2 protein-coding genes are annotated in these 1,117 nt (G+C 75.4%); one reads left to right on the plus strand and one right to left on the minus strand.

Annotated elements, in window-relative coordinates; genetic code table 11:
- The coding region (locus tag KBX53_RS33810; RefSeq protein WP_210863904.1) for a carbohydrate kinase family protein at nt 1-739 on the plus strand (739 nt) is incomplete at its 5' end.
- A gap of 39 nt (nt 740-778) precedes the next feature.
- Here KBX53_RS33810 and KBX53_RS33815 read toward each other — a convergent pair.
- Nucleotides 779-1,117: DinB family protein (locus tag KBX53_RS33815; protein ID WP_210863905.1), on the minus strand; the 339-nt coding region annotated here is incomplete at its 5' end.

The raw sequence follows: 1,117 nt of genomic DNA on the forward strand, positions 1-1,117 counted from the left end.
GGCGCTGGCCGCCCGGGCGCTCGGCCTGCGGGTGCTGGTGGTGGACACCCTCGGCGCGGACCCGGCCGGTGAGCTGGTCCGGGCGGCGCTGACCCGGGCCGGGGTTCCGGCGGTGCTGGCCGAGAACCCGGACGGCACCCGCCGTTCGGTGAACCTCGTGGACCCGCGTGGGCGACGCACGTCGCTGTACGACCCGCGCCCGTGGCGGGACGGCCCGCCGTTCTCCGCCGCGGAGGTGGCCGCGCTGGTTCGTGACGCCCGGCACGTCCATCTCTCGATCATGGATTGGGCGGTGCCGCTGCTGCCCGCCGTGCGGGCTGCCACTGCGGCAGGCGTGGCGCTCTCCACCGACCTGCACGACTGGGACGGCGAGAACACCTACCATCGGCCGTTCGCCGACGTTGCCGACCTCGTTCTGGTGAGCGGGGTGCGGCTGGGCGACCGGGCCGCGTCGCTCGCCGGCACGCTGGCCCCCCGGACAGTGCTGGTGACCAGGGGCGCGGACGGCGCCGAGTTGTTCCCGGGCGACGGCACGGTGACGCCGGTGCCACCCGCCACCGCACCCGCGCCGGTGGTTGACACCAACGGGGCGGGCGACGCCTTCGCGGCCGGGCTGATCGCCGCCCGGTTGCGTGGCGAGCCGCTGGCGGACGCGGCCCGGTACGCGGCGCGGGTCGCCGCCGCGGCCTGCGCCCATGACGGGATGGAGTACCCGCCGGGCCTGCTGCCCAGCGGTTGACGGCACGCCGCCGCGCCGACGGCGTACGGCGGGCAGGGCTCAGAACGCGCCGCACTCGCCGTCGGTCAGCTCGCGCAGGATGTCGGCGTGGCCCGCGTGCCGGGCCGTCTCCTCGATCAGGTGCACCAGAATCCACCGCACCGACACCTCACCGAGCTGCGGATGCGGCACCACGTGGTCGAGGTCGACGCTCGCGACGACCGCCCGGGACCGCTCACAGGCCCGCTCGTACGCCTCGACGAGCCCGGCGACGGTCTCCTGGTCGTCGAGCATGAAGCTGGCGACCGCGTCCTCCTCGGAGGTCAGGTAGACGTCGCCGGGCTCGGGGGCCAACAGGGTCGGGAACCAGTTGCGCTCGACGAGGGTGAGGTGCTTGAC

Source organism: Micromonospora sp. M51 (genome assembly GCF_018070305.1).
In the GTDB taxonomy this organism is placed as follows: domain Bacteria; phylum Actinomycetota; class Actinomycetes; order Mycobacteriales; family Micromonosporaceae; genus Micromonospora; species Micromonospora parva.